The 25295-nt window shown below is 69.6% G+C and carries 29 protein-coding genes and 1 tRNA gene; 13 read left to right on the plus strand and 17 right to left on the minus strand.

Annotated features, from left to right (window positions below; all coding sequences use genetic code 11):
* Window positions 1-28: 28 nt before the first annotated feature.
* Window positions 29-889, minus strand: coding sequence for an alpha/beta fold hydrolase (locus tag ACWFRB_RS16860; protein ID WP_452642266.1), 861 nt, complete (start codon window positions 887-889; stop codon window positions 29-31).
* Between the two features lie 116 nt (window positions 890-1005).
* Here ACWFRB_RS16860 and ACWFRB_RS16865 point away from each other — a divergent pair, with 116 nt between their 5' ends.
* From ACWFRB_RS16865 to ACWFRB_RS16875, 3 genes are all read left to right on the plus strand, one after another.
* Window positions 1006-1629 (plus strand): TetR/AcrR family transcriptional regulator, encoded by a 624-nt coding sequence (locus ACWFRB_RS16865; RefSeq protein WP_452642267.1) that lies wholly within the window; start codon window positions 1006-1008, stop codon window positions 1627-1629.
* Between the two features lie 23 nt (window positions 1630-1652).
* Window positions 1653-2468 (plus strand): serine hydrolase domain-containing protein, encoded by an 816-nt coding sequence (locus ACWFRB_RS16870; protein ID WP_452642268.1) that lies wholly within the window; start codon window positions 1653-1655, stop codon window positions 2466-2468.
* Window positions 2469-2594: 126 nt separating this feature from the next.
* Complete coding sequence (locus tag ACWFRB_RS16875) at window positions 2595-3113, plus strand: DUF3145 domain-containing protein (protein ID WP_452642269.1); 519 nt, start codon at window positions 2595-2597, stop codon at window positions 3111-3113.
* Here the strand turns inward: ACWFRB_RS16875 and ACWFRB_RS16880 are convergent.
* Entirely contained in the window at window positions 3110-3475 is a 366-nt protein-coding gene (locus tag ACWFRB_RS16880) for a winged helix-turn-helix transcriptional regulator (protein ID WP_452642270.1), read from the minus strand. The genes ACWFRB_RS16875 and ACWFRB_RS16880 overlap by 4 nt on opposite strands.
* 100 nt (window positions 3476-3575) lie before the next feature.
* On the opposite strand from ACWFRB_RS16880, the gene ACWFRB_RS16885 reads away from it, so the two are divergent.
* The 3 genes from ACWFRB_RS16885 (at window position 3576) to ACWFRB_RS16895 (ending at window position 5733) form a co-directional block, all read left to right on the plus strand.
* A complete protein-coding gene (locus ACWFRB_RS16885) occupies window positions 3576-4226 on the plus strand; it encodes an NAD(P)-dependent oxidoreductase (RefSeq protein ID WP_452642271.1) in 651 nt (216 codons plus the stop codon).
* A gap of 178 nt (window positions 4227-4404) precedes the next feature.
* A complete protein-coding gene (locus ACWFRB_RS16890; RefSeq protein ID WP_452642272.1) occupies window positions 4405-5259 on the plus strand; it encodes a DUF559 domain-containing protein in 855 nt (284 codons plus the stop codon).
* A gap of 273 nt (window positions 5260-5532) precedes the next feature.
* Window positions 5533-5733, plus strand: a complete 201-nt coding sequence (locus ACWFRB_RS16895) for a cold-shock protein (protein WP_027500001.1) — start codon at window positions 5533-5535, stop codon at window positions 5731-5733.
* 73 nt (window positions 5734-5806) lie between these two features.
* On the opposite strand, the gene ACWFRB_RS16900 is transcribed toward ACWFRB_RS16895, so the two are convergent.
* The 6 genes from ACWFRB_RS16900 to aceE all read right to left on the minus strand — a co-directional run bounded on the left by ACWFRB_RS16900 (window position 5807) and on the right by aceE (window position 14338).
* Window positions 5807-7240, minus strand: coding sequence for an acyl-CoA carboxylase subunit beta (locus ACWFRB_RS16900; RefSeq protein WP_452642273.1), 1434 nt, complete (start codon window positions 7238-7240; stop codon window positions 5807-5809).
* A 92-nt stretch (window positions 7241-7332) separates the two neighbouring features.
* A complete protein-coding gene (locus ACWFRB_RS16905; RefSeq protein WP_452642274.1) occupies window positions 7333-8583 on the minus strand; it encodes a KasA/KasB family beta-ketoacyl-ACP synthase in 1251 nt (416 codons plus the stop codon).
* Window positions 8580-8885: a meromycolate extension acyl carrier protein AcpM gene (gene acpM, locus ACWFRB_RS16910; RefSeq protein ID WP_077041999.1), complete on the minus strand. Its 306-nt coding sequence runs from the start codon at window positions 8883-8885 to the stop codon at window positions 8580-8582. Before acpM ends, ACWFRB_RS16905 begins: the two co-directional genes overlap by 4 nt.
* 119 nt (window positions 8886-9004) lie before the next feature.
* On the minus strand, window positions 9005-9922 hold the full coding sequence (locus ACWFRB_RS16915) for an ACP S-malonyltransferase (RefSeq protein ID WP_077041998.1): 918 nt from the start codon (window positions 9920-9922) through the stop codon (window positions 9005-9007).
* A gap of 127 nt (window positions 9923-10049) precedes the next feature.
* Window positions 10050-11366, minus strand: a complete 1317-nt coding sequence (locus ACWFRB_RS16920; protein WP_452642275.1) for a PucR family transcriptional regulator — start codon at window positions 11364-11366, stop codon at window positions 10050-10052.
* 110 nt (window positions 11367-11476) lie between these two features.
* Entirely contained in the window at window positions 11477-14338 is a 2862-nt protein-coding gene (gene aceE, locus ACWFRB_RS16925) for a pyruvate dehydrogenase (acetyl-transferring), homodimeric type (RefSeq protein ID WP_452642276.1), read from the minus strand.
* Window positions 14339-14610: 272 nt separating this feature from the next.
* Between aceE and ACWFRB_RS16930 the strand changes: the two genes are divergently transcribed.
* From ACWFRB_RS16930 to ACWFRB_RS16940, 3 genes are all read left to right on the plus strand, one after another.
* Window positions 14611-15033, plus strand: a complete 423-nt coding sequence (locus tag ACWFRB_RS16930; protein WP_097212206.1) for a DUF3052 domain-containing protein — start codon at window positions 14611-14613, stop codon at window positions 15031-15033.
* A gap of 25 nt (window positions 15034-15058) precedes the next feature.
* Entirely contained in the window at window positions 15059-15523 is a 465-nt protein-coding gene (locus tag ACWFRB_RS16935; RefSeq protein WP_097212084.1) for a peroxiredoxin, read from the plus strand.
* Between the two features lie 30 nt (window positions 15524-15553).
* A tRNA-Val gene (locus ACWFRB_RS16940) sits at window positions 15554-15625 on the plus strand.
* Between the two features lie 114 nt (window positions 15626-15739).
* On the opposite strand, the gene ACWFRB_RS16945 is transcribed toward ACWFRB_RS16940, so the two are convergent.
* Window positions 15740-16153 carry a hypothetical protein gene (locus tag ACWFRB_RS16945; protein WP_452642277.1) on the minus strand — a complete coding sequence of 138 codons (414 nt, stop codon included), beginning with the start codon at window positions 16151-16153 and terminating at the stop codon, window positions 15740-15742.
* Between the two features lie 318 nt (window positions 16154-16471).
* Between ACWFRB_RS16945 and ACWFRB_RS16950 the strand changes: the two genes are divergently transcribed.
* Entirely contained in the window at window positions 16472-17350 is an 879-nt protein-coding gene (locus ACWFRB_RS16950; protein ID WP_452642311.1) for an NAD(P)-dependent alcohol dehydrogenase, read from the plus strand.
* A 17-nt stretch (window positions 17351-17367) separates the two neighbouring features.
* Here the strand turns inward: ACWFRB_RS16950 and ACWFRB_RS16955 are convergent, their stop codons facing one another.
* The 3 genes from ACWFRB_RS16955 to ACWFRB_RS16965 form a co-directional block, all read right to left on the minus strand.
* On the minus strand, window positions 17368-18180 hold the full coding sequence (locus ACWFRB_RS16955; RefSeq protein WP_452642278.1) for a transglycosylase domain-containing protein: 813 nt from the start codon (window positions 18178-18180) through the stop codon (window positions 17368-17370).
* Between the two features lie 343 nt (window positions 18181-18523).
* A complete protein-coding gene (locus tag ACWFRB_RS16960) occupies window positions 18524-18649 on the minus strand; it encodes a hypothetical protein (RefSeq protein WP_452642279.1) in 126 nt (41 codons plus the stop codon).
* A 60-nt stretch (window positions 18650-18709) separates the two neighbouring features.
* Window positions 18710-19060 (minus strand): type II toxin-antitoxin system Phd/YefM family antitoxin, encoded by a 351-nt coding sequence (locus ACWFRB_RS16965; RefSeq protein WP_452642280.1) that lies wholly within the window; start codon window positions 19058-19060, stop codon window positions 18710-18712.
* 93 nt (window positions 19061-19153) lie between these two features.
* Between ACWFRB_RS16965 and ACWFRB_RS16970 the strand changes: the two genes are divergently transcribed.
* Window positions 19154-19624, plus strand: a complete 471-nt coding sequence (locus tag ACWFRB_RS16970) for an acyltransferase (RefSeq protein ID WP_452642281.1) — start codon at window positions 19154-19156, stop codon at window positions 19622-19624.
* 95 nt (window positions 19625-19719) lie between these two features.
* On the opposite strand, the gene ACWFRB_RS16975 is transcribed toward ACWFRB_RS16970, so the two are convergent.
* Entirely contained in the window at window positions 19720-20424 is a 705-nt protein-coding gene (locus tag ACWFRB_RS16975; protein WP_452642282.1) for an excalibur calcium-binding domain-containing protein, read from the minus strand.
* 106 nt (window positions 20425-20530) lie between these two features.
* On the opposite strand from ACWFRB_RS16975, the gene ACWFRB_RS16980 reads away from it, so the two are divergent.
* The gene (locus ACWFRB_RS16980; RefSeq protein ID WP_189636474.1) at window positions 20531-20695 is read left to right on the plus strand and encodes a hypothetical protein; all 165 of its coding nucleotides are present in this window, start codon (window positions 20531-20533) and stop codon (window positions 20693-20695) included.
* A gap of 4 nt (window positions 20696-20699) precedes the next feature.
* Here the strand turns inward: ACWFRB_RS16980 and ACWFRB_RS16985 are convergent, their stop codons facing one another.
* Genes ACWFRB_RS16985 through ACWFRB_RS16995 form a run of 3 tightly spaced genes read right to left on the minus strand, consistent with a single transcriptional unit; the run spans window position 20700 to window position 23279 of the window.
* On the minus strand, window positions 20700-21272 hold the full coding sequence (locus tag ACWFRB_RS16985) for a thermonuclease family protein (protein WP_452642283.1): 573 nt from the start codon (window positions 21270-21272) through the stop codon (window positions 20700-20702).
* A gap of 10 nt (window positions 21273-21282) precedes the next feature.
* Window positions 21283-22590, minus strand: a complete 1308-nt coding sequence (locus ACWFRB_RS16990) for an FtsX-like permease family protein (protein WP_452642284.1) — start codon at window positions 22588-22590, stop codon at window positions 21283-21285.
* Window positions 22587-23279, minus strand: a complete 693-nt coding sequence (locus ACWFRB_RS16995; protein ID WP_452642285.1) for an ABC transporter ATP-binding protein — start codon at window positions 23277-23279, stop codon at window positions 22587-22589. The genes ACWFRB_RS16990 and ACWFRB_RS16995 overlap by 4 nt, the downstream gene beginning before the upstream one ends.
* Before the next feature lie 143 nt (window positions 23280-23422).
* Here ACWFRB_RS16995 and ACWFRB_RS17000 point away from each other — a divergent pair, with 143 nt between their 5' ends.
* Window positions 23423-24418 (plus strand): cobalamin biosynthesis protein, encoded by a 996-nt coding sequence (locus tag ACWFRB_RS17000; protein WP_452642286.1) that lies wholly within the window; start codon window positions 23423-23425, stop codon window positions 24416-24418.
* On the opposite strand, the gene ACWFRB_RS17005 is transcribed toward ACWFRB_RS17000, so the two are convergent.
* The gene (locus ACWFRB_RS17005) at window positions 24344-25249 is read right to left on the minus strand and encodes an SURF1 family cytochrome oxidase biogenesis protein (protein WP_452642287.1); all 906 of its coding nucleotides are present in this window, start codon (window positions 25247-25249) and stop codon (window positions 24344-24346) included. The genes ACWFRB_RS17000 and ACWFRB_RS17005 overlap by 75 nt on opposite strands.
* Window positions 25250-25295 lie beyond the last annotated feature (46 nt).

The raw sequence follows: 25295 nt of genomic DNA on the forward strand, positions 1-25295 counted from the left end.
GCTCAGTCGAGCAGCCCGGCGCCGCTGTCTATTCGGTCAGCCACTCGTCGATGAGGCCGGCGACCCGGTCCGGCGCGTCGAGCGGCACGAAAGCGCCGCAGTCGTCGAGGACCTCGAGTCGAGCGCCGGGGATGTCGGCCGCCAGCCTGCGCCCGAGGTCCAGCTCGAAGACGCGGTCGTCGGCGCCCCAGATGAGCAACGCGCCGCCCGTGAAGGTGCGCAGCTGCTGGGCGGCGGCCAGGGTGTGCGAGGCGTCGATCCCCGCGAAGAACTTGACGGTGTCTCGGCGCAGCCTCCGGTCCCGCAACGGCCGGGTCCAGCCGGCGACCACCTCGTCGCCGGGCCCGCGATGGCTGAGGGGGCGCGGGATCGCGAACCGCCGTGCCGCCCGCAGTCGCATGAGCTGCCCACCGAGGGCGAGGACGCCTGGCGCCCTGCCGAGCGCGAAGAAGGCGCGCAGGGACCGGGGCGGAAACTGCTCGTAGGCATCGCATGCGGTGAGGACCAGCGTCCGCACCAGGTCCGGATGCCGGGCGGTCAGGATCTGGCTCAGGCCGCCGCCGGTGTCGTTGCCCACCACCGTGACCCGCCGGAGCCCGAGCCGCCCGACCATCTCGGCGGCGAGGTCGGCCAGTGCTGGCGGATCCAGTGCGGCGCCGGGGTTCATCGGCCGGGTGTGCGAGCCGAGGGGAAGCGTCGGCAGCAGGCATCGGTAGCCGAGCGCGGCGGCCCGGGCGGCGACGCCGTCCCAGAGGTGACTGTCGACCAGCGCGCCGTGCACGAACAGCAGCGGGCTGCCGGTCGGGGCGCCGATCTCGCGCAGGTGTACCGGGCCCGCGGTGGTCTCGATCCAGCGTTCTGTTTCCAGGTTGGTGCCGCTCTGCGTCATGTCGGACTCCTGTATTGAAAGTGGATTCAATAGCGACTTCGACGGTAGCCTCTGTTGAACGTCATTTCAATAGCCTCCGAACCCCTAGAGTGGGCGCGACCGAGGGGAGGCCGCCGATGCCCGAGCAACGCACCCGGCTGACGACCGAGCAGCGTCGTGCCGAGCTGATCGAGGCGACCCTGCGTGCGCTGGCCACCCGGGAGCCGGAACGGCTTTCCGTGCAAGAGATCTCGGCCGAGGCCGGGGTGTCCGTCGGGCTGCTGTACCACTACTTCGGCGGTAAGGACGCGCTGGTCTTCGCGGCGATGGAGTCCGCGGCGGACAAGATGATCGCGGACCTGACCGCGGCCACGGGGGAGGGACCCCTGCTCGGCAGGCTGATGGCCGGGCTCGGGGCCTACCTCGATCACGTGCAGCTGCACAGCGTCGGGTGGCAGGCCTTGATGCGGGCGGGCGGGAGTTCGGGCCTCGCCGAACTCGGGCGCCGGGTGGACGCGGCCTCGTTCGAGCTGATCCTCGATGCACTCGGCATCGAATCGCCGAGCGAGATCGCGGTCATGGTGATCGAGGGCTGCCTGGCGTTCGAGAAGGCCGCGTGCCTGCGCTGGCTCGCGAGCGAGGACGTCGAACGGGCGGTGCTCGAGCAGGTGCTCGCCGGGACGTTCCTGTCCGCACTCCAATCCGTCTCGGGTGCGGATCCGGCTGTGGCGGCTGGGCTGGCCAGGCTGGCGGAGGGCTGAGCGCGGTCTCGTAGGCTGCACGGGTGCACAGCCTCGATGCGATCGAACACTGGCCCGTCGACCACGCCGCGGTGGCGGTGATCGGTCCGGACGGCCGGATCGGCGCGGCCGGGGACCAGGACCGGGTGTTCGCGCTGGCCTCGGTCACCAAGCCGCTCGTGACGTACGCCGCGCTGGTGGCCGTCGAGGAGGGCGCGATCGAGCTCGACCAGCCCGCGGGGCCGCCCGGCGCCACCGTGCGGCACCTGCTCGCACACACTTCCGGGCTGGCGTTCGGCGAGCCGACCGTGCAGAGCGCGCCCGGGACCAAGCGGATCTACTCCAGCGCCGGATTCGAGGTGCTGGCCGACCTCATCGCGGCCGAGACCGACATCGCGTTCCCGGATTACCTGAGCGAGGCGGTGTTCGCCCCGCTCGGCATGGCGGCGTCGACCCTCGACGGTCCGGCCGGGCACGGCGCCAGGTCCAACGCGGCCGACCTTTCGAGATTCGCCGGGGAGCTGCTGAGCCCGACCCTGATCTCGGCGGAGACGGCGCGGGAGGCCACGAGGGTCCAGTTTCCCGGCCTGGACGGTCTGCTGCCCGGCTACGGCGTTCAGCGGCCCAACGACTGGGGGCTCGGCTTCGAGATCAAGTCCGGCAAGGCGCCGCACTGGACCGGCGCGACGAACTCGCCGTCGACCTTTGGCCACTTCGGTCAGTCCGGGACCTTCCTGTGGGTCGACCCGGACCGCTCGATCGCGTGCGTCGCGCTGGCCGACCGGGCCTTCGGCGACTGGGCCAAGGCCGCCTGGCCGCCGCTGAGCGAGGCCGTGCTGGCCGAGCTCGCGGGTGCTTGATCACACCAATCTCTCCTATAACTGGCGCAACAGGGGGCGCACAGGGCACACTGGTGACGCAAATCGCGCGGCAGGCACATATGAGGTCGTTGGGGAAGACGTCCCTCGTCTGAGCCGGAGGTGCTTGTGCGCGCGTTGAATCAGTTCGCCGATGCGACGACTGGTGTGCTCTACGTGCATTCGTCGCCCGCCGCGGTGTGTCCCCACGTCGAATGGGCACTCACCGCCACTCTCGAGAGCCCAGCCAACCTCAAGTGGACCTCGCAGTCCGCCGGGGCCGGGCTGCTGCGCGCGACCAGCAACTGGGTCGGGCCGGTCGGCACCGGCGCGCGACTGGTCACCGCGATGCGGTCCTGGCCGATGCTGCGGTTCGAGATCACCGAGGACCCAAGCGACGGCGTCGACGGCGAGCGGTTCAGCCATGTCCCCGGGCTGGGACTGTGGCGCGGCGCGATGAGCGCGAACGGCGACGTGATCCTCGGCGAGATGCGGTTGCGCGCGCTGATGCAGGCGCACGGCAGCACGGGGGAACTGGCCTCCGAGCTCGACACGGCGCTCGGCACGGCCTGGGACGAGGCGCTCGAGCCGTACCGCAGTGGCGGCGAGGGCGCCGAGGTCACCTGGCTGCGCAGGAACGTCGGCTAAGTCGCGTCCCGGACCCGGTTCCTGGCGTTGAGCAGCTCGTCCAGGTGTTCGCGGGACCATTCGCAGGCCGCTGCCATGGGCTCGAACAGCGAGTGGCCGAGCGGGGTGAGCTCGTACTGCACCCGGGGTGGGATCTCGGCGTAGGCGGTGCGGGTGAGCAGGCCGTCGCGCTCCATCGCCCGCAATGACTCGGTGAGCACCTTCGGGGTGACCATGCGAAGCGGTACCTGGAGCTCCGAGAACCGGCGCGGGCCCTCCCGCAGGCAGGTGATGATCCGCGCGGTCCACTTGTCGCCGATCCGAATTGGCGTTGGGCCGGTCGAACAACCCTCGAACATGTCGGGCGACAGGGGATTCGTCACCTGGTCAGCGTAACTATCGTTGCGGTAACCGGCACCCTGCTCGCTACCTTCGCGTCGTCGGCAGGCGATCGTGCGCCTGCCCCGTCGAACGGAGCCACCCATGAGCAGGATCATCATCTTCGGAGCAGGCGGGCGTGCCGGGCGTCGTGCGGTGGCCGAGGCCGTCGCGCGCGGTCATCAGGTCACCGCGGTGGTCCGCGATGTCGCGCGGTACCAGGAGCTCGCGGACGAGGGCGCGGACCTGGTGTCAGGGGACGCCACCAGTGCTGACAGCGTTGCCGCGCTCGCGACTGGCCACGACGCGGCGATCAGCGCGGTCGCCCGGATGGATATGCCGTCGGCGGAGTTCTACGTCGCTGCCACCGAGGCGCTGCTCGACGGGCTCGGCCGGGCCCTCGTGGATCGGATGCTGGTCGTCGGGATCGGCACGCTGCTCGAGACGGAGCCGGGCGTCCGTGTGCTCGATGCACCGGGCTTCCCCACGGGGGCACGGGAGTTCTCGCTCGGTCACGCGGCCGGGCTGGAGATGCTCCGCGGCGCCGAGACCGACGTCGACTGGCTCATGCTGGCGCCGCCGCCGATCGTCCTCGACGAGGTTGCGGAGCGCACAGGGCGATACCGGATCGGTGGTATTTCGGTGCCGGCCGGCGTGGAGGGATCCCCAGCCTTCTCCTACGCCGACCTCGCCGTCGCGCTCATCGATGAGGTCGAGCGTCCGAAGCACAGCCGGGAGCTGGTCGCTGTCGGCTGACGGGAACCGGCGAGGGGAGGTTCTCGGGGCAGGGGTCGAGTGCGGCCGCCGAGAACCACCCCTTCGGCGCGGGAACCACCCCCTCGGCCGCCTGTGGACGAGCGGTTCGGTCATCCACAGAACGCACATTCCCTGCCCGACGGGGGATCGGTTCGGGGATTGTCGAGGGGTGAACCCGATGCCGTTCCGAGGAACCCTGGCGGTGCACCTGGGCACCGTCACGGCGCATCAGCTCAGGCGGGATTTCGTGCGGCTGCACCGAGACGTCTACGTGCACAAGGGCACTCCGCCGACCGCAGTGGCCCGTGCGCGCGCCGCACAGCTGTGGTCGGGGGAAGCCGGTGTGCTCGCCGGGTTCTCTGCCGCGGCCCTGCACGGCAGCAGGTGGATTGATGCGAGCGAGCCCGCCGAGTTGATCCGTATCGGTCACGTGCGCGCGCCGAAGGGAATTGTCGTCAGGAAGGCGCGACTGCTCGACGGTGAGACCTGTCGGATCGACGGCGTCGCCGTCACCACCCCGGCGCGAACGGCGTTCGACCTCGGACGTGCACTCGGGTTCGATCGCGCAGTCGAGGTCCTCGACGCACTGTGCCATGCGACTGGACTCGACCCCGCCGAGGCGTTGGCGATCGTGGAGCGGCACCCCGGCGCGCGCGGCGTGGTCCAGCTGAGACGGGTGCTCGAACAGGTCGACGGCGGGGCGGAATACCCGCCCGAGACCCGCACCCGGCTGTTGATCGTGCGCGACGGGCTGCCACGCCCTGAGACACAGATCCGGGTCCGCGACGAGTCGGGGCGTGTCATCGCGAGATCGGACCTCGGGTGGGAGCGCTGGCGGGTCCTGGTCGAGTACGACGGGGACCACCACTGGCTGGATGAACGGCAACGTGCACGCGACATCGACCGGGCCGCGGGCCTCGAGGCGCTGGGGTGGGCGGTGATTCGGGTGAGTGCAGAGCTGCTGCGTGATCGGCCCGACGTGGTGCTGGAGCGGGTGCGCGCGAAGCTGCGGGTGGGCGGGGCGCCAGTGTGAGCAGTCGAGGGGGAGGTTCTCGGGGCAGGGGTCGAGAGCGGCCGGCGAGAACGACCCCCTCGACCGGGAACGGCCCCGTAGGGAATGGATCCGCCGCAGACGGCGTTGAACCAGGCGGTCGTGGTTTTGTGTGTTTGTGTTTTCCGCACGCTCGCAGGAACTCAAGTTGCGTGCGCTCTGTTTGCCTTCAGGAATCTGGAGACGCCGAGTCTCGAACCGGCCCGGGTCACCACACGGTGTGGGTCCCGCATCCCAGCCCTGTAAGGAGCAAATATGAGTCAGGGAACAGTCAAGTGGTTCAACGCGGAGAAGGGCTTCGGCTTCATCTCGCGCACCGACGGACCGGATCTCTTCGTGCACTTCTCCGAGATCCAGGGTTCCGGTTTCCGGAGCCTGGAGGAGAACCAGCAGGTCGAGTTCGAGGTGACCGAGGGTCCGAAGGGCCCGCAGGCCACCGCGGTTCACGTGCTCTGAGCCACCCGTTCAGCGAGAAGGGCCCCCGACCTCAGGTCGGGGTCCTTCTCGTCTCTGGTGCGGCGTCGCCGGATCAGAGCGGGATGTTCTTGTGCTGCCCGCGCCCGGCAGGGGCGGCCGCCAGTGCAGCGGTGACCCGGCTGCGGGTCTTGGCGGGGTCGATCAGCTCGTCGACGACGCCGATCGACATGGCGCGGCCGACGCCGCCCGCGATGGCCTCGTGCTCGGCGGCGAGGCGATCGTGCAGTGCCTCGCGCTCCTCCTCCGGGGCGGCGGCGAGGGCCCGCTTGTGCAGGATGCCGACGGCTGCCTTGGCGCCCATCACGGCGACCTCGGCGTCCGGCCAGGCGTAGACGGCGGTGGCTCCGAGGGCCCGCGAGTTCATCGCGATGTAGGCGCCACCGTAGATCTTCCTGGTGACGACGGTGACCCGGGGGACGGTGGCTTCGGCGAATGCGTGCAGCAGCTTGGCGCCACGGCGGACGACGCCCTCCCACTCCATGCTCACCCCGGGCAGGTAGCCCGGGACGTCGACGATCACGACCAGCGGGATGCCGAACGCGTTGCAGAGCCGGACGAAGCGCGCGGCCTTCTCGGCGCTCTCCGAGTTGAGGCAGCCGCCGAGGCGCAGCGGGTTGTTGGCGATCACGCCGACGGTGCGACCGCCGAGGCGACCGAGGCCGGTGACGATGCTGCGGGCGTAGTTGCCCTGCAGCTCCTCGAGGGTCGACTCGCCCTCGACGTTGTCGAGCAGCTCGTGCACGATCGGCCGCACGTCGTAGGCGCGCTTGGCCGACTCCGGCATCAGCGCGCGCAGGTCGGTGTCGCCGTGTTCGGCGGCGGCCTGATCGAAGGTGCCCTGGTCGCAGAACATCGACACCAGGCGGCGCGCTCGATTGAGTGCATCCAGCTCGTCGGTGGCCGCGATGTGCGCGACGCCCGACTTCTTGGTGTGGGTGTCCGGGCCGCCGAGGGATTCCATGTCGACCTGCTCGCCGGTGACCGAACGGACCACGTCGGGGCCGGTCACGAAGACCCGCCCCTCGGGCGCCATGATCACGATGTCGGTCAGGGCGGGGCCGTAGGCGGCGCCTCCCGCGGCGAAGCCGAGGACGACGGAGATCTGGGGGACGAGGCCGGACGCGCGCACCATCGCCTCGAACACGAGGCCGACCGCGTGCAGGGCCTCCACGCCCTCCGCGAGTCGCGCACCGCCGGAATGCCAGATGCCGACGATCGGGGACTTCTCCTCGATCGCGGTGTTGATCGCGTTCACGATGTGCTTGCAGCCCTCGACGCCCATCGCGCCGCCCATGACGGTCGCGTCGGAGCAGTAGGCGATCGTGCGAACTCCGTCGATCTCGCCGGCAGCGGCGAGCACACCGGACTTGTCACGATCGTGCAGCGGGACGGTGGTCCCGGCGTCGAAGAGGTTCTCGAGTCGCGCCATCGGGTCGCGGGGATCGAGCTGGGCATCGGATCGGGTGATCGGGGCCAAGATGGTCATCGCTTGTCCTCCTTGTACTGGCCGCCTGCGGGCGGTAGTCGGGGTGGGGGCCCCGGGGTGCGAGGCCCCCACCATCGAGCTAGTCCGACCGGTCAGGCTCGGCCGAAGGCGAGCGCGACATTGTGCCCACCGAATCCAAATGAATTGTTGAGCGCGAAATCGATCTGGCCGTAACGGGGCTCGCCCTTCACGACATCGAGATCGATCTCTGGATCCTGGTTCTCGAGATTGAGCGTGGGCGGAATGACTCCGTCACGCACAGCCAGGACCGTGAGCACGGCTTCGAGCGCACCGACGGCGCCGATGGAGTGCCCGAGAGCCGACTTCGGTGCGTACACCGCAGCGTGGCCACCGACCGCGGACTTGATGGCCAGTGCCTCGGCCGTGTCCCCGATCGGCGTCGCCGTGGCGTGCGCGTTCACGTGGGTGATGTCGGACTTCGCCAGACCTGCGGTCTGGATCGCCCGTGCCATCGCACGGGCCGCGCCCGTGCCCTCGGGGTGCGGCGCCACGATGTGGTAGCCGTCCGAGGTGATGCCCGCGCCCATCAGGCGTGCGTGGATGGTGGCCCCGCGCGCCTTGGCGTGCTCCTCGGTCTCGAGGACCATCAGTGCCCCGGCCTCGCCGAAGACGAAGCCGTCGCGATCCTTGTCGAAGGGGCGCGAGGCGGCCTTCGGATCGTCGTTGCGTGAGCTCAACGCCCGCATCATCGCGAAGCTCGCGATCGGCACGGGATCGATCTGGCCCTCGACTCCACCGGTGACGACGATGTCGGCGTCACCCATGATGAGCATCCGGTATGCGTGCGCGATCGCTTCCGAGCCCGACGAGCACGCCGAGACGGGAGTGATCACGCCTGCGCGGGCGCCGAGCTCGAGCCCGACGACCGCGGCGGGACCGTTCGGCATCACCATCTGCACTGAGAACGGCGACACCTTGCGGTATCCCTGGGTCTTGATCTTGTCGACGGCGTCGATCAGTGCCTCGCCGCCCCCGAGTCCGGTACCGAGGACCACGGCGAGCCGGTCCTTGTCCACCTCGGGGCTGCCCGCGTTCTGCCACACCTGGCGTCCGAGCACGAGAGCGAGACGCTCCACGAAGCTCATCCGCCGGATCTCGACGCGGGAGAGCGCATCGTCGGGGTTCACCTTCAGGTGCCCGCCGATGCGGACGGGAAGGTCGTACTCCGCGATGAACGGATCTTCGAGGACGTCGATCCCGCTCTCGCCTGCGAGCAGGCCCTTCCACGTGGCATCCACGTCACCAGCGATCGACGTCGAGGCCGCGAGGCTGGTGACGACGATGTTGGGGAAGTTCCTGGTGGAAGTCACGGGCGAGCTCACTCCTCGTTCGCGGAGTCGAGCTTCGCCTTGACGGCGTCAGCGGCGTCGCCGCCCTCGGCCTCGAGCTTCTGGATGTAGCTGACGGCGTCGCCGACGGTGCGCAGGCTGGCGAGATCCTCGTCGGGGATCTTCACGCCGTACTTGTCCTCGGTCTGCACGGCGATCTCCACCATGGACAGCGAGTCGATGTCGAGGTCGTCGACGAAGGACTTCTCGATGGTCACCTCGGACGGCTCGATGCCGGTGACCTCCTCGATGATCTCCGCGAGTCCGGCAATGATGTCTTCCTGGGTGGTGGCCACTTCGTGGCTCCCTTCTTGTTTGGTGTTACTTGGGTCTGGCCTTGGCCGGTCGGCAGACCGGCCAATGTGGTGTGTGGTCCTGCTGCGAGGGGCCTAGGGCCGCAGGATCGCGGCGGGCCTCATCCGAGCCCGGTGAGCTCGGACAGTGCCGGGATGTCGTCCGGCGTCTTGAGCGCCAGCGTGGGGGTCCCCTTCATCTCCCGCTTGGCGATACCCACCAGGGTGCCTGCCGGGGGGAGCTCGGCGATCGCCGTGACCTGCGCCGCGCGCAGCGATGCGGTGCACAGGTCCCAGCGCACGGGCCTGGTCACCTGGGCGGCCAGCTTGGCCAGCGCGTCGGCGCCGGAGGTGACCGGCTGACCGTCGGCATTGGACAGTAGCGTGCGCGTCGGATCCGAGGGGCTGATTCGGGAGGCAGCCTCGGTGACGGCTTCCTGGGCAGGCGCCATGAACGCGGTGTGGAACGCGCCTGCCACCGGCAGGGCCCGGACACGGGCCTTCTCCGGCGGCGCGGCGGCGAGCTCCTCCAGGGCGCTGAGCAGGCCGGCAGCCACGATCTGGCCGGCCGCATTCCGGTTCGCCGGCTCGAGGCCGAGCTCGGCCAGGCGGGCAAGGACGACCTCTTCGTCGCCGCCGAGGACCGCGGACATGCCGGTCGGCTCGAGCGCGCAGGCCTTGGCCATCTCGGAGCCGCGGAGCGCGGCGAGCGCAACGGCGTCGTCCGAGGAGATCACTCCTGCGATGGCGGCCGCGGCCAGCTCACCGACCGAGTGGCCCGCGGCGATCAGATCCGTGGGGACGAGTCCGCGGCGCTCGAGCTCCTCGAAGGCGAGCAGCGCGGCGGCGACCACGAGCGGTTGGGTGACCGAGGTGTCGGTGATCTCGTCGGCCGTGGCGGTGGTGCCCAGGCGTTCGAGGTCGAGGCCGGAGGCCTTCGACCAGATGGAAATGCGGTCTGCAGTGCCCGGCAGCTCCAGCCAAGGGCTGAGCATGCCGGGGGTTTGGGAGCCCTGACCCGGGGCAAGCAACGAAATCACAATGTAAGGGAACACTGTCCAGCGGCATGCGGGTGATGTTTTTGACCATCAACCTTGGACAAGTGTTTTGTAGGGTTTCCACAAAATCGCACGTGGGGAACTCGCATCGGAAGTGGGCGGCGGAACGTTACAAGTCGATCGCACGGTTTGTGAAGAATGTGATTGGTGTGACTGGATGTGTTGTTTCGTGACTGGCTTGAGCCAAACGACCCACCGTTGACGCGACCCTGAGCACGTACGCGTCGCGAGGGTTCATGGGGTCGCGGCCGGTGATCTCGCTGATCCTTTTAAGTCGATACCGGACAGTGTTGGGGTGCACGAACAGCTTGCGGGCACAGGTCTCCACGGCGGCGCCGCAGTCGAGATAGGTCTCGAGGGTGTCGGTCAGCGCGGAGCCGGCGGCGGCCAGCGGTCGCACGAGCAGATCGATGAGCGAATCGAGGGCAGCCCGGTCGCCGAGCAGGGCCCGTTCGGGCAGCAGTTCACCCGCGTGGACCGGCCGCGGGGCGCCCCGCCAGCCGGCCACCGCCTCCATGCCCGCGAGGGCCTCCACCGCGCTGAAGTGGGCGGCGCTGAGGGTGCGGGTGGTCGGCCCGATCACCACGGGACCGTCGGAGAAGTTGGTGAGCAGGTCCGTCGTGAACTGATCGCCGTACGGGTCCTGTATGTCGCCGCTGACGACCATCACCAGCCGGGAGCCCTGCACGACGGCGAGCGCGGCCCGACCGTGCTTCTGCGCGATCGAGTGCACGGTGCTGACCACCGACACGCCCTGGTCGGGGGGTGGGGTGCCGACGAAAACGGTCGCGGGTGCTGTCGCGTCCCAGTTGAGTGTCGCTGCGCGGGACAGCATGTCGGAGCCGGTGTCGCCGCGGACCACCGCGTCGACGACGAGGGCCTCCAGGCGGGTGTCCCACGCGCCGCGGGACTCGGCGGCGCTCGCATAGACGGAGGCGGCGGCGAACCCGAGCTCGCGGCCGTAGCGCAGCACCGCCTCGGTCAGGGCGATGAGCTGTTGCTCGTTCCTGGCCAGTGCGGGCAGCCACTGCTCGAAGAACTCCATCGCCACCCGCACCATGTCGACGGTCTGGCGCAGGGTCAGCCTGCGGGCCAGGTCCTGGGGGATGACCTGGAAGGCCTCCATGCTGAACCGGATGTCGCCCTCGGGGTCCTTGAGCCACTCGAGGAAGTTGACCACCGCCGTCTGCACGAGCAGCTGCACGCTCGCCCGCTGATCGGCGTCGAGGTCGCCGACGAACGGGAGCTGGTCCTGCATCGAGGTGATCGCCTCGGTGGAGAGCCTGCCGGAGAATTGCTTGACCCGGCGCAGCAGCGCGTCGGGCAGGGGGTCGCGAGGCTGACGCTGCCTGCCGAAAACCGGCACGGCCGCCGCCTGTGTCCCGTCGTCGGTGGAGCCGTCCACCGGGGGTTTCTGCTCGCCCATAGTCTCGAAACTTACGCCCACCGTGACCTCAGGCGCCCGGGGGCGCGATTTCCGCGCGCCCGGGCGCCTGATTTGTCAGGTGTCTATAAACACTCGTGCACAGTTAGTCGTCAGGCGCTGCCGGGATCCTTCAGCGACTTCGGCGCCGCCAGGACGTCGTCGATCCGGTACTGCCGGGCCGCCGCCGCGGGGGTGTTGTGCTCGAGCTTGCCCTCCTTGGCGAGGCCGGCCAGCACCGCGACCACGATCGACTCGGCGTCGACGTTGAAGTAGCGCCTGGCCGCGGTCCGGGTGTCGGAGAAGCCGAACCCGTCGGTGCCGAGCGTGGTGTACGCGCCGGGCACCCACTGCCGGATCTGGTCCGGGACCGCGCGCATCCAGTCCGAGGCCGCCACGAACGGGCCCTCGGCGCCTGCCAGCGCGGTGGACACGTACGGCACCGCGGCGGTGGCCTGCGGGTTCCGCAGCGCCTGCCGCTCGCACTCGACGCCGTCGCGGCGCAGCTCGCCCCACGACGTCACCGACCACACGTCCGCCGCGACGCCCCAGTCCTCGGCCAGCAACTGCTGGGCGCGCAGGCCCTCCGGCATCGCCACCCCGGAGACCAGGATCTGCGCCCGCGGAGCGGGGCCTGCGGAGCGACCTCCTGCGCCCTCCGGCACCTCGCCCTTGCTGTACAGGTAGATGCCCTTGAGCAGGCCCTCGACGTCGAGGGCCTCCGGCTCGGCTGGCTGCACGTACGGCTCGTTGTAGATGGTCAGGTAGTAGAAGACGTTCTCGCCGCCGAACCCGTCCTCGCCGGGCGTGCCGCCGTACATCCGGCGCAGGCCGTCCTTGACGATGTGCGCGATCTCGTACGAGAACGCGGGGTCGTAGGTCACCGCGGCCGGGTTCGTCGACGCCAGCAGCAGCGAGTGCCCATCGGCGTGCTGGAGGCCCTCGCCCGTCAGCGTGGTCCGGCCGGCCGTGGCGCCGAGCACGAAGCCTCGGGCCATCTGGTCGGCGGCAGCCCAGAGTCCGTCACCGGTCCGCTGGAAGCCGAACATCGAGTAGAAGATGTACAGCGGGATCATCGGCTCGCCGTGGGTGGCGTAGGAGGTGCCGACCGCGGTGAACGAGGCGGTGGAGCCTGCCTCGTTGATGCCCTCGTGCAGGATCTGGCCGATCGAGCTCTCCTTGTAGGCGAGCATCAGGTCGGCGTCGACCGAGGTGTACAGCTGGCCGTTGCGGTTGTAGATCTTCAGCGACGGGAACCACGAGTCCATGCCGAACGTGCGGGCCTCGTCGGGGATGATCGGCACGATCCGCTTGCCGATCTCCTTGTCGCGGAGCAGCTCCTTGAGGACCCGCACCAGCGCCATGGTGGTGGCGATCTCCTGCTTGCCGGAGCCCTTCCGCAGCGAGTCGTAGGTCTTGTCCTCGGGCAGCGCCAGCGGCGCGACGTCGGTGCGGCGCGAGGGCAGGAACCCGCCCAGCTGCTTGCGCCGGTCGAGCATGTACTGGATCTCGGGGGCGTCCGCGCCGGGGTGGTAGTACGGCGGCAGGTACGGGTCCTTCTCCAGTTCGGCGTCGGAGATCGGGATGCGCTGCAGGTCGCGGAACGCCTTGAGGTCGTCGAGGGTCAGCTTCTTCATCTGGTGGGTCGCGTTGCGGCCCTCGAAGTGCTTGCCGAGGGTGTAGCCCTTGATGGTGTGCGCCAGGATGACCGTCGGCTGGCCCTTGTGTGCCAGCGCGGCCGCATACGCCGCGTGGATCTTGCGGTAGTCGTGCCCGCCGCGCTTGAGGTTCCAGATCTCCTGGTCGGACAGGTCCTTGACCAGTTCCTTGGTGCGGGGGTCGCGGCCGAAGAAGTGCTCGCGAACGTATCCGCCGTCGTTGGCCTTGTAGGTCTGGTAGTCGCCGTCCGGCGTGGTGTTCATCAGGTTGACCAGCGCGCCGTCCTTGTCGGCGTGCAGCAGCGCGTCCCACTCGCGGCCCCAGACGACCTTGATGACGTTCCAGCCGGCGCCGCGGAAGAACGACTCCAGCTCCTGGATGATCTTGCCGTTGCCGCGGACAGGGCCGTCGAGGCGCTGCAGGTTGCAGTTGACGACGAACGTGAGGTTGTCGAGGCCCTCGGTGGCGGCCACGTGGGCCAGGCCACGAGACTCCGGCTCGTCCATCTCGCCGTCGCCGAGGAACGCCCAGACGTGCTGGTCGGCGGTGTCCTTGATGCCGCGATCGTGCAGGTAGTGGTTGAACCGGGCCTGGTAGATGGCGTTCATCGGGCCGAGGCCCATCGAGACCGTCGGGAACTCCCAGAAGTCGGGCAGCAGTCGCGGGTGCGGGTACGACGGCAGCCCGCCGCCCGCGTCCGCGTGGCTGTGCTCCTGGCGGAAGCCGTCCATCTGCTCGGCCGGGATCCGGCCCTCGAGGAAGGCGCGGGCGTAGATGCCGGGGGAGGCGTGACCCTGGATGAAGATCTGGTCGCCGCCGCCGGGGTGGTCCTTGCCGCGGAAGAAGTGGTTGAACCCGACCTCGTACAGGGCGGCGGAGGATGCGTAGGTGGAGATGTGGCCGCCGACGCCGACGCCGGGGCGCTGCGCGCGGTGCACCATGACCGCGGCGTTCCAGCGGATCCAGGCGCGGTAGCGGCGCTCGACCTCCTCGTCGCCGGGGAACCACGGCTCGTTCTCGGTCGGAATGGTGTTCACGTAATCGGTGGAGGTCAGCGCGGGGATGGACACCCGGTTCTCGCCCGCACGCTCGAGCAGTCGCAGCATCAGATAGCGGGCGCGAGCCGGTCCCGAGTTCTGCAGCAGGCCATCGAAGCTGTCCAACCACTCGGTGGTCTCGTCGGGATCGATGTCGGGGAGATATGAGGCCACCCCCTCACGAATCACGCGGACGCGGCCGTCGCCGCTGGGTGCGGGCTGCTGCGCTGGCGAGAATTGGTCCTGGGTGGGCTCGGACAACGTATGACTCTCCTTCATCGGGGAGGACGCTCGGTGCGGCGCCCAATCCATGCGAATCGCCTGTGTGACGGCAGTCCGCTTTACGCGTGATGGTGATCTGGCTCAATCCTGCCGTATCGCCCGGCGAGGGGCGACGGCGAGTCACAATCGGGTACGTCACAAAATCTTTGTTCGGTTTTTCGGTGGCGTCGGCTTGCGCGAGAGCCGTTCAACCTGTTCGCTTTCACTACTGATCCACTCGGACCGGGTGCTGGAGGTCTCAGCCCCGACAACAAAAGGAGGACACCACCGTGGTCGCCGCGGCGGACGCCCAGAACTATGCCCAGAAACTCGGCATCACCAATGACATGGTTGTTCAGGAACTGGGTTGGGACGAGGACACCGACGATGCGCTGCGCGCATCCGTGGAGGAGACCATCGGTGGGGAGCTCCTCGACGAGGATTCAGATGAGGTGATCGACGTGGTCCTGCTGTGGTGGCGGGACGGCGACGGAGACCTGGTCGACGCACTCATGGACGCGATCGGCCCACTGGCCGACGAGGGTTTCGTGTGGGTGCTCAGCCCCAAGACCGGACAGCCTGGCCATGTCGAGCCCAGCGAGATCGCCGAATCGGCACCGACGGCGGGTCTGACCCAGACCTCGGCGGCGAACCTCGGCCTGTGGAGTGGCAGTCGGCTGGTGCAGCCGAAGGCCCGCCCGGCCAAGCGCTGATCGCACTACTCCAGAAGGAACCCCCATGCCTCTCGACGTCGGTGCGATCGCTCCCGATTTCACCCTCAAGGACCAGAACAACCAGGAAGTCTCGCTCTCGGACTACCGGGGCAAGAAGAACGTCCTGATCGTGTTCTATCCGCTCGCCTTCACCGGTACCTGCCAGGGTGAGCTCTGCAAGGTCAGAGACGGGCTGCCGAAGTTCGAGAACGACGACGCCGCGGTGCTCGCGGTCTCCGTCGGTCCGCCGCCCACGCACAAGATCTGGGCGGCGGAGCAGGGGTACACCTTCCCGTTGCTGTCGGACTTCTGGCCGCACGGCGCGGTGGCCCAGGCCTACGACGTGTTCAACGACAAGGCCGGGTTCGCGAACCGCGGAACCTTCGTCGTGGACAAGGAGGGCTACATTCGGTTCGCCGAGATGAACGGCCCCGGAGAGGCCCGTGACCAGGCAGCTTGGGAGAACGCGCTCGCCGCGCTAGATTCCTGAGTGCAATTCGGCGGGAAACCGTCGGATTCCGGGCGTGTAGCTCAGTGGTAGAGCTCTGGTTTTACACACCAGCGGTCGGGGGTTCGAAACCCTCCGCGCCCACCGCAGTTGCGGCAGGTGAGTCGTCAATCTCGCTGTCGGACACCGAAGAAGCCCCCCACCTCGACGAGGTGGGGGGCTTCTTGCTCGGCCGCACGTGGGAACCGGGCCGGTGGGTCAGGAACCCAACGGGAGGTGGCCGAAGATCAGGTCGTCCACGCCGAGCACGGTGAGGAAGCCGAAGTCCGTCGACCCTGCCGATCCGAGGGGGCTCCCCTGCCGGTGCCAGGTGGTGCAGCCGACGGAGTCGAGCCGGTCGCCGGTCTTCAGTTCGACGATCTGGTACGTGAAGTCAGTATTGTGGCTCGGTGGATTGTCGCCATCAGGGGTCATGACAAAATCGCAGGTGAAGCGCGTGTTGTCCGTCATGCGGGAGTAGTACCACCCCGGCTCCACGTCGACGCCCGCCACATAGGGGTGGCTGGTGGTGCCGGGAATGCTCACCGGGAGCGCGCTGGCGACGCCTGCGGTGCCGATGGTGAGGCCGACTGCGGCGATGGTGGCGCCGATGATTCCTGCGGTTTTCCGCACTGTGGTTCTCCTCGTGGGTTTTTGGAGTGAACCAGGACACGCTAGAGGCTTCACGATGTTCCGGTCGTGAAAGTCGGCAATTCGCCTGCGCCGTCGACGCGTGTGGCCGGCGGCCGCACGCTGCGGAATTCAGGTGGACAGTCGGCATCCGAGCGTGTCGCCTTGGACGAAGATGGTATCCAGCGCCGCGGCTCGGTCTCGGCCGAGCTTTCGGGGGAGGAGGACCTACCGGTGAAAGCAGTCAGGTACGCCGAATTCGGACCGCCGGAAGTCCTCGGCATCTGTGAGGTCGACCGGCCGACACCGCGGCAGGGCGAGGTGCTTGTGCGAGTGCATGCGACGACGGTGACCAGGGCCGAGACTCTCATGCGCAGGGGGAGCCCCCGCTGGGGACGCCTCGTCCTCGGCGTCAGGCGACCGCGGGAGAATCGGAGGACTCTTGGGCTCGAATTCGCCGGCGTGATCGAAGCGACGAGCGCGGGCGTGTGGCGGTTCGCGCCGGGTGACAAGGTCTTCGGATTCACCGGCTTCCATCTCGGCGCCTGTGCCGAATACGTCTGCCTGCCGGAAACCGGGGCGCTCGAACAGCAGCCAGCAGGCATCGGCTTCGAGCAGGCGGCCGCCGCAGTCGACGGGCCGTCGACCGCCCTGTACTTCCTGCGCGACAGGGCGCACGTCCGTAGCGGCCAGCACGTATTGGTCAACGGCGCCTCCGGCAGCATCGGAACCTACGCGGTGCAACTGGCCAAACACTTCGGCGCCGAAGTCACCGCGGTCTGCAGCGCCCGCAACGCCGACCTGGTCACCAGCCTGGGCGCCGACCACGTCATCGACTATCTCAGGGAGGACTTCAGCTCCCACCACGACACCTACGACGTCATCTTCGACACCATCACCGCGAGCTCGTTCCCACGATGCCGACGGGCGCTCACGCAGCACGGCTGTTACCTACCCACCACCGGCCTGATCAACTGGCCACTCGGCGCATGGACTGCGCTGCGCGGCGGGCGAACCGTTCGGCCCGGGATGTCCGTCGAGAAGAAGGCGGCACTCGCCTTCGTGAAGGACCTGATCGAGTCCGACGGACTGCGCATCGTCGTCGACCGCAACTTCCCGATGAATCGGATCGTCGATGCGCACCGATATGTGGACCGGGGCCACAAGGTCGGCAACGTGACGGTCACCGTCCACGGCTGACGTGTCTGGCAGTGCGGCTAGCCGCCGTATTGCGAACTCCACCAGGCGCCCTCGGCCGCGAGCCGATCGGCCACACCCTGGGGCATGACCGCGCAGCTGTGCCGGCCGAGTGGGTGATCGCTGGCTGCATCGGTGATGCCCACCGTCGCGACCGCTCCCTCCCAGCCGCCCATCTGCCGAATCCGCCCCGGCAACTTGTTCTGGGCATTGGCGACGGTGCTGGCCACCAGCCATGTCCCGTCGCTCTCGATGTCGACGCCTCCACCCGGAGCACGCCGGACGTCTTCGCCGAGCGGAAGAAGACCGGCCAGAGTTGCTGCGTTCCAGGGGTTGCTGTCCCACGGCGGACGGTTGAAGTAGTACCAGCTGGCGGCGCAGACGCCGTACAGGTTCGGCCCGAACTGGGCGTAGTTCAGGTACAGCTCGAGCTGCCGCTTGTCGCCCACGAGGCTGAAGGGCCAGGACAGCCCGGCCTCCACGCCCTTGCGGAAGACCCTGGCTCCTGCCGACTCGCCTCGGACGAGAAAGATGTTCTTCACCAGTTGCTGGGGGATGGTCGAGCCGGAGAGGTCCTCACCGGTCTCGAGATAGGTCTGTGTCCGGTCGATGAACTCGCCGACGTGGAACGGTCCCTTGCGCGTGCCGAGTTCGGCGTCCTCGTGGGCGAGCACGGCCGCGATGTAGTGCCTGCTGATGTAGTCGAGTGAGACTTCCTGGAAGACCGTGTTGCCGTCCGCGCTGTCCGTGAGCATGAACATCGTGCGGGGCGGCGTCCATACGCGGTAGATCGCGGGCGTCACCACGAGCCACACCACGAATCCGATCACCATCCACCTCGTCCACCGCCGCCAGGCGGGCCTCCGTGACCTGGGTGCTGCGGTGTCGGGGAACTCCGGGGTGGGCGGGACCGGAGGTATGGGCCCCGGGTTTGGCGGCAGTGGCGGCGGCCAGGCCGGAGCTTCCTGCGTCGCCTGCCGGAACCTTCGTCGCGCCGGGGGAGGCGGCCCGTACGGCGCAAGGCCGGTGGGCCTCGGGGTGTCCGGCGGCAGTGCAGGCCACGGCCGCCGCGACGTCGCGGCAGAGTACCGAGGCTCGGTCCGGGGAATAGGGCGGTTTTGGTCGTCGCCGAGTCGTTTTCTCATGGTGCCGTGGAAGCGCGAGCGCGCGCCCCCGTTACTGCCCGCCCGTGACGGTCGGCCCGTGCACGACGATGCTCCGGTCTGCCGGTACCCCGAGCGCCGTGCGCTGCGCGCCGTCGACATCTCCTTCAGCGGCGGACCGCGCGAATCTCGTGAACACACCTAAAGGTTACCCAAGGCGAGTTGTGGCTCAGGTCACACAGATTGGCGGTCCGGTCGGTCAGGCGATCTGATCGTTGCGTTCCGCGGGCGTTCCGTAGAGGTCGTCGAGGAGCCTCTCCCGGGCGCCCGCCCGACGCAGGCTCTCGAGCAGATCAGGTGACCGCAGCAGGTACGAGGTTTCTCGGAGGGCCTCGTAATGGGACCGTGAGATCAGGACAGCGCTGCCGTGCTTGCCGCCGATCTCGATCGCGGCGGACTCATCGTTTGCCCTCCGGATCAACTTCTTCAGTCTCTTCCTCGCGGTCTTCACTTTCATTGCGGCCACAACGCATCTCCATTCCCGACGGATCTGACTCGTGAATCCTGCCACCACGTGGTCGGGTTGAACCCACTTCTGTGCCCCGGACACTCCCAAATTCTGTATCCGCCGTTCGAAATGCCGCGTCGACGACCGCGTGCCGCGCGCCGGGGTCGGCCGGATCGCGCGGACTAGGGTCACGGTGTGCGTCTGATCAACATCATCCAGTCCTGGCGGCTCGTCCCCGTGTGGCTGCGCATCCTGCTGCTGCTCGCCGGTGGCGCCAAGGTGTGGGGAGCCGGGATCTACGCTGGGTGCCACTTCGGCGGCAAGGGCATCCGGATGGGCGTGGGCACCTTCGTGAACCGGGGCGTGTTCTTCGACGGCACCGCGCCGATCACGCTGGGCAGGCAGGTCGCGGTGGGGCACCAGGTCGCGTTCATCACCAGCACCCACGAGATGGGCCCCGCCGACGGGCGCGGGGGTCGTGTCTACGACCTACCGATCGTCGTCGGAGACGGCTGCTGGATCGGTGCGCGGGCGACCATCCTGCCTGGGGTCACCATCGGGCCCGGCTGCATGATCGGAGCGGGGGCGGTGGTGACCAAGGACTGCGAGCCGAACGGGCTGTACGCGGGGAATCCGGCGCGGCGGGTGCGGGACCTGCCCGCCTGATCGCGGATTCCCGCGCGCGGCTTCGCGATTCGCGTGCCCCGAAGAGGGGCGAGGCGTGGGGCGGCGCGCACTCACGCCGCCCCACGGATCGAGCGCTACTTGTCGCAGGCGATGCCGTCCTTGTCCCGGTCCAGTTTGGGGCTGTAGCCGGGGTCTCCCTTGTACATCGGCGCCGCTCCCGCGGCGATCGCGTCATCGCACGATGAGAACTTGCCCGACGGAGTGGGCGCCTCGACGAGCGGCTGCGGCTTCGTGATCACCGGCGTCGGAGCGGGCCTACGTTCCGAAGTATCCGGAACGTACGCGGGCGCGGGTGCTGCGACGGTCGGACGGGTGGTGACGGGGTCAGGCGCGGCGTAGGTAGTCGGCTTCGGCACCTCGACCAGCGGCGCCGGCTTCACCGGTGCGGGCACCGCGGAAGAGCGGGCCTGCGTGGTCGCGGGCGTGGACGGCCGCGCCGTCGTCGTGGGCAGGGTCCTCGAGACGGTCGGGGAGGAGGCGGGTGCGCTCGTCGCCGAGCCCATGACGCCTGCGGTGACGGCGAGCACCGCCACCGCGACCGCACCGGCCGCGAGGAGCGGGACGGTCTTCGACTTCTTCTTCTGCTCCGGCTCCGGCTCCCGCTCGGGAATCGGGTCTGCCGGGATGACGGGGATGAGGGTGGTGGCGGTCGAATCCGGCGGCACGGGACGCGTCGTCAGGGTCCACTCGTCGCCGTTCCAGTAACGCTGGAATTCCGCGGCTCCGCTCGGCTCGGGATCGGGGTACCAGCCGGGAGGGGGTCCGCCGGGGTTCGTCATGGGTGGTGATACTCCTTTTGGGATGTGTGCCCGCAATGAGTATCAGACGGGGCGGGCGGCATCGACATTCCCCCGGCCCGTGGCCGTTCAGACGTAGGCTTGACCGATGAAGACGGGAGCGGTGCTGACGCTGGTCGGGCTTGCGGTGCTGGCCTTCGGCCTCGGGCTTGCGGCGGCCCGGCTGGAGAGCGTCGGTTGGACCATCGCGCTGGGACTGCTGTGGCTCGTGATCGCCGCGGGCGCCCTCGCCCGGATCCGTCGCAGCGGCTGACGGGTCAATTGCCTTCCAGCGGGACCGAATCCGTGATCCCTTCGCAGGGCGGCCCCCACAGTCCGGCGCCCGCGGCCCGTGCCTCGCTCTCGGCCCGCGTGATGTCGTCGGTCAGTCGACCGGTGCTGCGGCCGTAGGCATACGCCTTGGCCATCCCGGCCCGGACAGCGGTGGTCCCGTAGTCGGAACCGTCGGGCAGTGTCAGGTGGGCGAGGGTGCGGCCGTAGTCGTCGACGGCGTCCGCACGGGGATCGATCGTGACCTGCACCGCGACACCGTCGAGCGCGGCGCGGGCGTAGGCGGTGGACTCCGGTCCCCAGCATCCGACGGTGTATCCCGGTTTCACCGTCTCGGGGGTGTCGATGCCGAGCACCCGGACCGTCAGCTCTCCCTCGCCGTCGCGCGCCCGCACGGTATCGCCGTCGTACACGTACTCGACCGTCATCGCCCGCGGGTCGACGGGCGCTACGGGCTCGGGGGCGGTCCACCGGTCCGCTGCCAGGGCCACCCCTACCGCGAGGACGGCCCCCGCACCCACGAGGAGAATCCACTTCCTCCGGGGTGCAGGGGCGTTCATCGGTCCGAGCCTAATCGGCGAGCACCCTGCGCATCACCGGCCGAGCCACGAGCGCGCTGGCAAGCACCAGGGCGATGCCGGCCGCCAGCGTGACGCCGAGCTGCACCAACGCCATCGGCGTGGTGAGGACGACGGCGCCTGCGAGGGGGAACAGGAACAGCAGCGCGCCGCCCGCGCCCGCCAGCGCCATCACCACGACCGGGGTGCGGACCTGCCGGATGCGAGCGCGGTCCATCACCTCGACGGGGGTGCCCGCCAGGGCGAGGCTTCGGTAGACCTGCCGGTTGTCCAGGATCGTCGACACCTGGGTGAGTGCCGAGGAGATCGCGGCGAGCGCGAAGGTCGCGCCGAGGGTGAACAGCACGCCGGTCCGCATGTCCGTGAAGATGAACTCCTGACCCGGCTGGAGCTCCTGGCCCTCGCCGTTGCCGATCGCGGCGAGCAGCGAGGTGCCCGCCGCGACGAAGGCGGCCATCGTGACGCCGCTGACGGTGCGCCACACGGATTTCGGATTGTCGAGCACCCGCCGCGCGGCGATCAGTGAGGCGGCGTCCCTCGAGCGGGCGAGCATGATGTGGCCGAGCACAGAGATCACGAACGGGCCGATCAGGGCGACGACGCCGAAGCAGACCGCGAGCCCGACCAGGATCGCGGCGATGCCGGGCGCGCCACCGCCTACGGCTGTCCAGCCGATCAGCGCCGCGGCGGCGAGCGCCGCGATGAGTGCCTTGGGTGCCGGCCGGGGATTGCCCTGTGCGACGCCGAGCGGGCTGACGAAAACCTGCCGCATGCCGAGCATCGAGGTGAGGGCGGCCAGCGCCGTCATCCCGAGCACGACCCCGAGCAAGGGCAGGGCGCCGACCCAGATCTCGGCGACCTCGAAGGTGCGGCCCTGGAACCGCAGCTGCGCGACCAGCGGCATCGCGGCGAGGTAGCCGACCGCGCCGACCAGCGCGCCCACCAGGCCTTGCGCGCCCGATTCGGCCGAGCACAGGGCGACGATCTGGCGCGGCGTTGCGCCGATCAGCCGCAGCGCTGCGAGCCGCTCGTCGCGACGCCGCGCACCGAGTCGTGCCGCGGCGAGGCCGAGTGTCACGGCGGGCACCACCATGAGGACCGAGGCCACGCCCGCGAGGGCGAGATACATCTGTGCCTCCGGCTCGCCGGTGCGGCCGTCGAAGGCGCCGTACCCGCCGAGGACCGTGAGCAGCAGCGTGGTGGAGGCGGCGAAGGCGGTGACCGGAAGGGCGTATGTGCTGATCGCCTTTCGGCCCTCGCCCCGCACCGTCAGCAGGGCGACGCGGGCGGTGGCGCTCATGCCGCCGCCTGCTGCGCGACGAGGGAACCGGCCTGCATCACCAGCGTGCGGTCGCACCAGCGGGCCACCTCGAGGTCATGGGTGACCACCACGAGGGCCGACCCGATCTGCTGTGCCGACTCCCGCAGCAGGCGCATCACCTCCCAGCTGGTCTGCGCGTCCAGCGCGCCGGTCGGCTCGTCCGCGAACAGCACCGACGGTTTGGTCGCCAGCGCCCGGGCGATCGCCACCCGCTGCGACTGCCCGCCGGACATCTGGCCAGGCCGACGGTCCTGCAGACCGTCCAGCCCGAGCGGCGCGAAGAAGGTGTTCGCGGTGGCCTTGGCGTCGCGGATGGAGGCGCCGTTGAGGATCAGCGGCAGCGCGACGTTCTCGATCGCGGGCAGTTCCGGGAGCAGCTGCCCGGATTGGAAGACGAAACCGAAGGCCTCGCGCCGGAGTCGGCTGCGGTCGTTCTCGCCGAGGTTCTGGATGTGCTGACCGGCCAGCAACACCGCGCCCGAGTCCGGCTTGACGATCCCCGACATGCAGTGCAACAGCGTCGACTTGCCCGACCCCGACGGCCCCATGATCGCGGTCGCGGTGCCGGCCTGGATCTCCAGGCTGACGTCACGGAGCACGGGGGTCTGCCCGAAGGACTTGCCGAGGGCGTGTACGGACAGGACGGGTGGCTGGGTCGGGATCGTCATGGTTCCACCGTCGCGGATGCGGGGTACCCGCGTCATCGGACCGCCGCCGGATTCCGCGGGGCCCCGCGTCATCCCCGGGTATGACGCGACCCCGAGTCCGACCCGGATCGGCCGCCCGGGGCCGGGTTGATAGAAATACCGGCGTGAACTACAGCGGCCGCGCGACGGCGAGGGCGGCCGGGATCCTGCTCGGATACGCGGCGGATCGGGCCTTGGCCGACCCGGTGCGATGGCATCCGGTGGCCGGGTTCGGTCAGGCCGCGGGTCTCCTCGAAAGGCGCACGTACTCCGATCACCGCGCGGCGGGCGCCGTGCACACCGCGGTCCTGGTCGGCGCGGTCACGGGCGTGACCCTGGTCGCCGTGCGATGCGGGCGCGGGCTGGGCTGGGCGGGGGAGACCGCGATCACCGCCGCCGCGACCTGGACCGCGCTCGGCGGCACCTCCCTGGTCCGAGTCGGCTCCGACATGGCCGCGCGCGTCGAGGGCGGCGACCTCGCCGCGGCCCGAGCGCTCATCCCGTCGCTGTGCGGGCGCGATCCGGACTCCCTCGACGCCGAGGGTCTGACCAGGGCCACGGTCGAATCGGTCGCCGAGAACACCTCCGACGCCACCGTCGGGCCGCTGTTCTGGGCGGCCGTCGCGGGCGCCCCTGGTGCGCTCGGCTATCGGGCCATCAACACCCTCGACGCGATGATCGGCTACCGCTCGGAGCGGTACTTGTGCTTCGGCTGGGCGGCGGCCCGGCTCGACGACCTGGTCAATCTCGCACCCGCCCGCGTGACCGGCCTGCTGGCGGTGCTCACCGCGCCGGTCGTCGGCGGGTCACCTGCCGCCGCGGCGGCGGCGTGGCGTCGGGACGCGGCGGCGCACCCCAGCCCGAACGCCGGTGTCGCCGAGGCGTCGATGGCGGGCGCGCTCGGGGTGCGGCTCGGCGGCCGCACCGAGTATCCGCACGGCGTCGAGGAGCGGCCCACGCTCGGCGACGGTCCGTCGCCCGCGACCGCGGACCTGCGGAGGGTGGTGCGGCTCTCGTCCGCGGTGCAGATCGGTGCCGCGCTCGGATCAGCGGCGCTTGCCGTAGCGATCGGCGAGCTTCGCCTCCGTCGCGGTCATCACCGCGGGCTCGGGCTGCGGTGAGCGGCCGAACCGGCGCCGCGGCAGTGTGATGTCGTCGGTCGCGTCGACCGGTTCGGTGGCAGGCGCCGGGGCGTCGGCGGTCACCGTCGCACGGGCTCGGCGGCGTTCCCGGATCTCGGCGCGCGCGAAATAGATCAGCCCGAGCGGGGCCATGATCCCGAACGCCAGCCACTGCAGCCCGTACGACAGGTACGGGCCCGCATCGAGCTGCGGCAGCGGGATCGGGTTCAGGCCGCCCGGCTGGTCGGGGGCGAGCTGGAAGTAGGCGTCGACGGGCTCGAGGCCGAGCACCGAACCGATCTGGCCCGCGTCGATGAAGTAGACCTGCTCGTAGCCCTTCTCCCTGATCGGGTCCTTGCCCGCGACGGTGCCCTCGGAGACCCTGGCCCGCGCGGTGACCGTCACCTGGTCGGTGGGCGCGGGTGCGAACGACGGCGGCACGGCGCCCTGCTCCGGGCGGGCGTACCCGCGGTTGACCAGGACGATCCGGCCGTCGGTCAGCCGCATCGGCGTGATCACCTCGTAGGCGGGCGAATCCTCGATCGTGCGCAGCCGGATCAGGACGTCGCTGCCGGGCAGGTAACTGCCGGTCACGGTCACCTGGCGCCACTCGTCGTCGCGGGCCAGCGGTCCCGACTCGGGCAGGATCGATTCGACGGGCACAGGTTCGGCGTTACTCGATTCCTCGATCAGCCGGTTGCGGTGCTCGGTGTCGGTGTTCTTGCCGAGCTGCCACGGGGCGAGCACGGTGAAGCACATGAAGGCGAACCCGGCGACAACGGCGGCCAGCGCCAACCAGCCCGGACGCAGCAGAAACTTCAGCCTTCGCACGGCTCCACGGTACTTGCCGCGCCGACCGGCCCGGTCGGCCGGTGTC

The sequence above is a fragment of the Rhodococcus sp. NPDC055112 genome, from assembly GCF_053607505.1.

Excerpts from the sequence above, each read along its gene's own strand:
- ACWFRB_RS16985 (WP_452642283.1), bottom strand. The coding sequence starts at position 21,272 with ATGAACGCCCCTGCACCCCGGAGGAAGTGGATTCTCCTCGTGGGTGCG.
- ACWFRB_RS16895 (WP_027500001.1), top strand. The coding sequence starts at position 5,533 with ATGAGTCAGGGAACAGTCAAGTGGTTCAACGCGGAGAAGGGCTTCGGC.
- ACWFRB_RS16935 (WP_097212084.1), top strand. The coding sequence starts at position 15,059 with ATGCCTCTCGACGTCGGTGCGATCGCTCCCGATTTCACCCTCAAGGAC.
- ACWFRB_RS16900 (WP_452642273.1), bottom strand. The coding sequence starts at position 7,240 with ATGACCATCTTGGCCCCGATCACCCGATCCGATGCCCAGCTCGATCCC.
- ACWFRB_RS16865 (WP_452642267.1), top strand. The coding sequence starts at position 1,006 with ATGCCCGAGCAACGCACCCGGCTGACGACCGAGCAGCGTCGTGCCGAG.
- ACWFRB_RS16995 (WP_452642285.1), bottom strand. The coding sequence starts at position 23,279 with ATGACGATCCCGACCCAGCCACCCGTCCTGTCCGTACACGCCCTCGGC.
- ACWFRB_RS16980 (WP_189636474.1), top strand. The coding sequence starts at position 20,531 with ATGAAGACGGGAGCGGTGCTGACGCTGGTCGGGCTTGCGGTGCTGGCC.
- ACWFRB_RS16990 (WP_452642284.1), bottom strand. The coding sequence starts at position 22,590 with ATGAGCGCCACCGCCCGCGTCGCCCTGCTGACGGTGCGGGGCGAGGGC.
- ACWFRB_RS16920 (WP_452642275.1), bottom strand. The coding sequence starts at position 11,366 with ATGGGCGAGCAGAAACCCCCGGTGGACGGCTCCACCGACGACGGGACA.
- ACWFRB_RS16975 (WP_452642282.1), bottom strand. The coding sequence starts at position 20,424 with ATGACGAACCCCGGCGGACCCCCTCCCGGCTGGTACCCCGATCCCGAG.
- ACWFRB_RS16885 (WP_452642271.1), top strand. The coding sequence starts at position 3,576 with ATGAGCAGGATCATCATCTTCGGAGCAGGCGGGCGTGCCGGGCGTCGT.
- aceE (WP_452642276.1), bottom strand. The coding sequence starts at position 14,338 with ATGAAGGAGAGTCATACGTTGTCCGAGCCCACCCAGGACCAATTCTCG.
- ACWFRB_RS16955 (WP_452642278.1), bottom strand. The coding sequence starts at position 18,180 with ATGGTGATCGGATTCGTGGTGTGGCTCGTGGTGACGCCCGCGATCTAC.
- ACWFRB_RS16860 (WP_452642266.1), bottom strand. The coding sequence starts at position 889 with ATGACGCAGAGCGGCACCAACCTGGAAACAGAACGCTGGATCGAGACC.
- ACWFRB_RS16890 (WP_452642272.1), top strand. The coding sequence starts at position 4,405 with ATGCCGTTCCGAGGAACCCTGGCGGTGCACCTGGGCACCGTCACGGCG.